Source organism: Polaromonas sp. (genome assembly GCF_030689685.1).
Lineage (GTDB): Bacteria > Pseudomonadota > Gammaproteobacteria > Burkholderiales > Burkholderiaceae_C > Polaromonas.
In genome coordinates this window covers 1-7,069 of the sequence record NZ_JAUYEY010000026.1, presented here as the reverse complement: position 1 = coordinate 7,069, position 7,069 = coordinate 1, and the positions used below count along the sequence as shown (strand labels likewise).

At 61.9% G+C, this 7,069-nt stretch carries 7 protein-coding genes; all 7 read right to left on the bottom strand.

The features are described from left to right. Positions 1 to 210 precede the first annotated feature (210 nt). Positions 211 to 1,113, bottom strand: coding sequence for a carbohydrate kinase family protein (locus tag Q8O29_RS06580; RefSeq protein ID WP_305561263.1), 903 nt, complete (start codon positions 1,111 to 1,113; stop codon positions 211 to 213). A gap of 16 nt (positions 1,114 to 1,129) precedes the next feature. Further along, positions 1,130 to 2,188, bottom strand: coding sequence for a DUF3426 domain-containing protein (locus Q8O29_RS06575; RefSeq protein ID WP_305561262.1), 1,059 nt, complete (start codon positions 2,186 to 2,188; stop codon positions 1,130 to 1,132). Positions 2,189 to 2,253: 65 nt separating this feature from the next. Further along, positions 2,254 to 3,243, bottom strand: coding sequence for a 50S ribosomal protein L11 methyltransferase (locus Q8O29_RS06570; RefSeq protein WP_305561261.1), 990 nt, complete (start codon positions 3,241 to 3,243; stop codon positions 2,254 to 2,256). Between the two features lie 133 nt (positions 3,244 to 3,376). Beyond that, complete coding sequence (gene accC / locus Q8O29_RS06565) at positions 3,377 to 4,726, bottom strand: acetyl-CoA carboxylase biotin carboxylase subunit (RefSeq protein WP_305561260.1); 1,350 nt, start codon at positions 4,724 to 4,726, stop codon at positions 3,377 to 3,379. Positions 4,727 to 4,733: 7 nt separating this feature from the next. After that, complete coding sequence (gene accB / locus Q8O29_RS06560) at positions 4,734 to 5,180, bottom strand: acetyl-CoA carboxylase biotin carboxyl carrier protein (protein WP_305561259.1); 447 nt, start codon at positions 5,178 to 5,180, stop codon at positions 4,734 to 4,736. A gap of 382 nt (positions 5,181 to 5,562) precedes the next feature. Then, a complete protein-coding gene (locus tag Q8O29_RS06555; protein WP_305561258.1) occupies positions 5,563 to 6,084 on the bottom strand; it encodes a TlpA disulfide reductase family protein in 522 nt (173 codons plus the stop codon). Beyond that, entirely contained in the window at positions 6,081 to 6,689 is a 609-nt protein-coding gene (locus tag Q8O29_RS06550; RefSeq protein ID WP_305561257.1) for a hypothetical protein, read from the bottom strand. Before Q8O29_RS06550 ends, Q8O29_RS06555 begins: the two co-directional genes overlap by 4 nt. Between the last annotated feature and the right edge of the window lie 380 nt (positions 6,690 to 7,069).

Genomic DNA, 7,069 nt, shown 5'->3' with positions numbered 1-7,069 from the left:
GTGCTGACCATCGCTTGGTTCGACACGATGGGATTGCCCCGACTCTCATGACCTCAACTTCTCGAACCGCCCGGTGCGGGCCCGCATGCCGGGTGGTGTGGGAGGGGTCCGGTCAGCGATGATCGGCCCCTATCCCGATTGGGGAAATCGTTGGGCAGCAGCGTCGATCCGCTATTGAATCAATAGCTGAATATGCCCGCCAGTCAGGGGCTACAGGTCAAATTGTTCCGCCCCCAGGGTGTAATTTTGGCCACCGCGGTAGGCGATCTTGTGGGCGCCGACACGGTTGCCCAGCTCGGCGCAACGCGCCAGCGGCCAGCCCTTTTCGAGACCGAACAGCAGCGCGCCGCGAAACGCATCGCCACATCCGGTCGGGTCCACCACCTCTGCGGCCTTGACCGGGGGCACCAGCGTTTTCTCGCTGGCCACCCAGACTTCGCAGCCTTCGGCCCCGAGGGTGACGATGAGGCCCTCGACACGTTTTGACAACTCCGCAATCGACAGGCCAGTGCGATCACAAAGCAGCTTGGCTTCGTAGTCGTTGACGGTCACCCAAGTCGCCAGCTCGACGAAGTGCGCCAGGTCCTTGCCGTCAAACATCGGCAGGCCTTGGCCCGGATCGAATACGAAAGGAATGCCGGCCGCCTTGAGCTGATCGGCGTGCTGGAGCATGGCATCGCGCCCGTCCGGCGAGATGATGCCGATGTTGATACCTGCCCGCGCCGCGATTTGTGTGGTGTGGGCTTGTCCCATGGCGCCCGGATGGAAGGCCGTGATCTGGTTGTTGTCACGGTCCGTCATGATCATGGCCTGCGCCGTGTAGGCACCTTCCACCTCGCGGACAAATTCGGTGCTGATGCCAAGCGTGTCCAGGCGCGCCACATACTCGGCGCCGTCGCTGCCGACGGTGGCCATGGGCAGGGGTGTGCCACCGAGTTGCCTGAGGCTGTAGGCGATGTTGCCGGCGCAGCCGCCAAACTCGCGGCGCAGCGCTGGAACCAGAAACGACACGTTGAGGATGTGCAACTGGTCGGGCAGGATCTGCTCGGCAAAACGACCCTCGAAGGTCATGATGGTGTCAAACGCCAGGGAACCACAAATCACAGCAGGCATGAAGGTCTCGATTCAGTCAGGGATAAAAAGCAAGGACGCGGTAGCCGGCGATCCGCAGCGGGGCCGAAGGCCTTGGCGCTGCCGAAGTGCTGGCACCGGCGATGGGTGCCGGCGCAGGGTTTGAAACGCCAATGGCCAACAGGCCTGAAAATTCTGCGCCTGCCGCCAGGGGGGCGGCGTCGGCGCTGGCGCCGAGTTCGCCCGGAGTCAGCACGCGCCGCAGCAGCGCCTGGTCCTGGCTGTCGGTCAAGGTCAGCTCCAGTGAGGGAATGGCCAGAGGCACGCTGCCGGTGTTTTTGATCACCACCTTGAGGCGGTAGGCATCCGGGCCGATTTTGTTAAAGGAAGAGCTGTCGATCACGATGGATTCGATTTGCCGCAGTGGCTGGATTTCGCACTGCAGATAAACACACAGCGTCTGAAAGCTGGCGTTGAGCCCAGGTTGCCGTGCGGCCAGTGCGCTTCTCTGGAACAGCGCCACCTGCAGCAACAGGCCGGTCAGCAGCACCAACGCGGCCGCACCCAGCGTCCAGCGCATGGCCGGCTGCCGCCAGAAGGCCTGGCGTCTGGCGTCACGCACAAAAGACACATCTTGCTGGGGCTCGTGAGGCGCTCCGAATTCGTCAAAGCTGCTGTCTTGCTGCGCCTCGCGCCCCGGCGCGTCTGGAAGCGCATATCCATCGGGGCTGACCGAGGACGTGAACACCTCGGCCGCGAGATCGGGCGGCATGGACACCTGGACTTCAGGCAGGGACAGCGGCGCCACCGGCGGCTCGGCCTGCGCAAAGGCGGCGGAGGAGTCTGCCGCTTCGGGCGCCAGCAGCAGGGTTGCCAGCGGGGCAACAGGGCCGCTATCGGTGGGGTCTGCTGCCGATGATGATCCGGTGTCACCTGTGGAAGATGCCGAAGCGGGAGAAAGGGGGGGGGAAGGGGTTGCGCGCGGCTGCAAATGGGCCGCAGCATCGAAGACTTCGGAGCACTGACCGCAGCGCACCCATCCCTGGGAAATCTTGAGTTGGTCGGCCACGACTTTGAACATCGTGCCGCAGGCGGGACAGCGCGTAATCAGGCTCATGTGGGCCTTATTGTACGGGGGCGACACGCCCGCGCCTCTCACGGCGCGCGACCGCGATCACTGACTCAGAGCCGCGCGGTCATTAGTATCCAGCCGTCTTCCTGGTCGCTCACTTGTAGCTGGCAGTAAGGCGCATAGGCCGCCTTGAGCTCGTCGGCCTGCCGCTCCAGGATGCCCGCCAGCACCAGCGAACCACCGGGCGCCACACGCGAACACAGCAGCGGCGCCAGCACCTTGAGCGGCGTCGCCAGAATGTTGGCCAACACGGTCTGGTACACGCCATCGGCCTTGTCAGGCAGGCCAGCATTCAGCGCCACATGGTTGGCTTCGGCATTGGCCAGGGTGGACTGCACCGCAGCTTCGTCGATATCGACCGCGTCGATGGCAGAAGCCCCGAACTTGGCGGCGCCGATGGCCAGAATACCGGAGCCGCAACCATAGTCGAGGACGCGGCCTAGACTACCTGCCCCCACGCTCCCGACTTCGTTCGGTTCGCTGCCCCCCGAGGGGGCTGTGCTTGCCAGGGGTGGCCCGGCGCTGCGCACGCTTTGCGCGCTTGCGCTGGACGGCGCACCATGAGCAGCGATCCAGCGCAAACACATGTGGGTCGTCGGATGGGTGCCAGTGCCGAAGGCCAGGCCCGGGTCGAGCCGAATGACTTGCGTGGCCTGGGCCGGCGGCTCGTGCCAGGTCGGCACGATCCAGAATTCCGGCGTGATCTCGACCGGCGCGAATTGCGACTGCGTTAGCCGGACCCAGTCCTGCTCGGCCACCGCCTGGATGGCAACGACCTGGCAAGCGGCAAAAAAATCCTGCGCGCTCAGCAAGGCTGCGGCATCACGCGCCAGGGCTTCATTTTCGAACAGCGACACCACGCGCGAGCGTTCCCAGCCGGCTTTCGGCGGCGGCATGCCGGGCTCACCAAACAGCGCCTGCTCGGCAGCGGTTTGTGCGTCGGCGTCTTCCACCGACACACTGAGCGCGTCGAGTGCATCGAGCGCCTCGCTCAAGGTGTCCACCTGATCAACAGGCGAAAGAAGAATCAACTCGAACATGATAGATGGCAACTTCAAAAAGACCGGTCTTCACCAGCAGGGGCTGCGGTCCGGCTCCGCCGGCCGCAAGGCGCAGCGCCCCGAGGGGGCAGCGAACCACACCAAGGGGGGAGCGTGAGGGCGATGTGACCGCTCAGCGGTCACGTTTTGACAACCACTCTTCGAGGTAATGGATGTTGGTGCCGCCGTCCATGAACTTGGCGTCCACCATCAGCTCGCGGTGCAGCGGAATATTGGTATTGATGCCCTCAACCACGGTTTCAGCCAGTGCGGTGCGCATGCGGGCCAGTGCCTGCTCGCGCGTGTCGCCGTGCACAATGATTTTGCCGATCATCGAGTCGTAATTGGGCGGCACAAAATAGTTGGCATAAATGTGCGAGTCAACCCGCACACCCGGCCCACCCGGCGTGTGCCAGGTCGTGATGCGTCCCGGCGAAGGGATGAACTTGTAGGGGTCTTCGGCGTTGATGCGGCACTCGATCGCGTGGCCCTTGATCTGGATCTGGCGCTGGGTAAACGGCAGTTTTTCGCCAGCCGCGACCTCAATTTGCGTTCTGACAATGTCAATACCGGTGACCCATTCGGTGACCGGGTGCTCGACCTGCACACGCGTGTTCATCTCGATGAAATAAAACTCACCGTTTTCGTACAGAAACTCAAACGTTCCCGCGCCGCGGTAACCGATCTTCTTGACTGCAGCGACGCAGCGTTCGCCAATTCTTTCGATCAGTTTGCGCGGCACACCGGGGGCTGGCGCCTCTTCAATGACCTTCTGATGCCGGCGCTGCATGGAGCAATCGCGCTCGCCGAGCCAAACCGCATTTTTGTACTGGTCGGCCATGATCTGTATTTCAATATGGCGCGGGTTCTGCAGGAATTTCTCCATATAGACCTCGGGGTTGCCAAAGGCGGCCCCGGCTTCGGCTTTGGTGGTCTGCACCGCGTGGATCAGCGCCGCCTCGGTGTGCACCACCCGCATGCCGCGCCCGCCGCCGCCGCCTGCCGCCTTGATGATGACCGGGTAACCCACCTGTTTGGCGATGCGCTTGATGATCGCCGCGTCGTCGGGCAAAGCGCCTTCTGAGCCCGGCACGCAGGGCACGCCAGCCTTGATCATGGTTTGTTTGGCCGAGACCTTGTCGCCCATGATGCGGATCGACTCGGGCGTGGGGCCAATGAATTTGAAGCCGCTTTTTTCAACCCGTTCGGCAAAATCGGCGTTTTCGCTCAGAAAGCCGTAGCCGGGGTGAATCGCCTCGGCGTCCGTCACCTCGGCGGCCGAGATGATCGCCGGCATGTTCAGGTAACTCAACGCCGAAGGCGCCGGGCCGATGCAGACCGATTCGTCGGCCAGCTTGATGTATTTGGCCTCGCGGTCGGCTTCGGAATAAACCATCACCGCCTTGACGCCGAGCTCTCGGCAGGCGCGCTGGATACGCAGGGCAATCTCGCCGCGGTTGGCGATCAGTATCTTTTTGAACATGCGGCGATCACTCGATCATGAACAGCGGCTGGCCGTATTCCACCGCCTGGCCGTTCTCGCAGAGGATGCGGGTGATGGTGCCGGATTTGTCCGCTTCGATCTCGTTGAGGATTTTCATGGCTTCAATGATGCAGATGGTTTCGCCTTCCTTGACCTGGCTGCCAACCTCCACATAAGCTTTGGCGCCTGGGCTGGCCGAGCGGTAGAAGGTGCCGACCATCGGGGACTTCACGGCGTGGCCAGCCGGAACGACGGCGGCCTCGGCGGCTGCTGGCACAGCAGCAACGGCCGCGGCGGCCTGAGCAGCGGGCACCATGGCCGCTTGCTGCATCACCATCGGCGCGCCGCCGGACTTGACGATGCGGACTTTGCCCTCGGCTTCGGTGATTTCGAGTTCGGACACATTGGACTCTGAGACAAGGTCGATCAGGGTCTTGAGTTTTCTTAAATCCATGGGGAATCTCCAACGACGGTAGACGGGCAAGAGGTTCAGCGGCGCGATTTGCACCTAAGCTCCGCTTTTTACACCTTTTATCGCCTAAAAATCTCTTAAATTTTATTAAATCAGCCACAGGCCTGATTCGGAAAGGGCGAAGTCTACCCTATCCAACGACTGCATCTCAAGAAAAGGCGAGTTATCTCAGGCTTGACTCCAACCGCCACAGCTTGTGCCCAGTGAAACCGCCTAATTTTATCTAACTTCAGTCAATGGTGTTTAAGATGAAGTTATTTTTCAATATTTGTACTAATATTGAATTTTTCTGAATGTTAAGATGATGGATAGGCGCTTGATGCAAGCTCCTGGACCGGTGGCCGACCGAGTAGGCGCATTGTGCTTAAGCCAGTTGCGCCCACTGCGCCAGGTCTTCTGCGGAGACCTTGCCCATTTTGCGATGCAGCAATTGGCCAGTAGCCCCGAACACCACGGTAAACGGCAGGCCACCTGCAAGGTTGCCCATCGACTTGCTCAGCTCGGTGCCGCCAAAACCCGCCATCGCCACCGGAAAAGCCAGCGGCATGCGCTGTAGCCAGGCCCGCACGGCGCTGGGTTGGTCAACGGCCAAACCCAAAACCTGCCAGTTTTTTGACTTGTTGTCTTGGTAAAAACGGTCAATCAACGGCAACTCTTCAATGCAAGGCGGGCACCAGGTGGCCCAAAAATTGACCAGCAACGGTTTGCCGGCAAAGCTGGCCATGGTCAGTACCGGCCCAGTCGGCGTCTCAAAACTCTGTTGCCAGAAGGGGGCCAGCGCAGCGGCGGCGCCGCCATGCGGCTGCAACTGCCGCCATGCCAGGCCGGCGCCAGCCATGCCTGCAAGCGCCGCTGCGCCTGCGTAAACCATCTGTCTGCGTTTCATGAAGAGGACTCCGGCTGGGATATCAATAATTTTTGCACGGCGGCCAGGTCCCCACGCGGCTTGCGGCCTTTGGCGTCGGGCCGCAGCGCGCCGCGCAGGTCATCGTGGTCGTACACCATCAGGTGCACGCCCACGTTTTCTTTCAGGCCGAGGCACAAGCTGCTCAGGCTCAGCGCCTCGACCTTCTCGCCGGTGAAGCCGGTCACGGTGCGCGGCTCGTAGTCCACCTGGTGATCAATCAGCGCGATTTCGGCCGATTTCGGGTCATCGCAGAAAAGCTGGATGTAAATGTCCGACAAGCGCGTCGCCGTTCCGTGCCAGACAGCGCCGCCGAGGTAGGGGCGAAACGCGGCCATGCGCTCCATCCAGATCAGGGCCAGCTCGCGCAGGGCATGCAGTTCGCCAGGCTGCGTGTCGGCGCAAAAAATCGCGATGTATTCGTGCACCGCGTCTTCCACCTCGTCGTTGCCCGGCAGCTCGCTGCGCGCGGGCAGGCCCATCTGTTTGACGGCTCGGTGTTTGGCGGGGCCGTATTCCAGCCCCTCTTCGACGATCAGGGCAGCGGTCGCGGCGGCGATTTCCAGTTTCAGGGGGGTCGGGTTCACGGTGAATGTTCTGCGGGAGCGAGGGTGTGACTCTACATGGATGGAGCTGCTGGCCAGCGATAAAGTTGCAAACGCTGGGCGATGGCTGAGTTTGCTATAAATTCCATAGCTGAATGCGCTTGATGGGTATGGGCTGGAGGGCTATTTTATTCACAACTTTCGGCCAGACCCGAAAGCAGGGGATACCGCCCAACAGCCTTCGGCCAGGCTCCTAGGAGCCTGGGCGGCAGAAGGGACGTCGGCTGCAAAGCGGCCGCGACGGTCCATTTTTCACCGGCTTTTTGCCCCATAGCTACGGCTATGAGGCTGCAAACCCGGCAAAAACTGTCCTCGCCGGGGCCACTTTTCGCTTCGACGCCTTCTGCCGCCCAGGCTCCTAG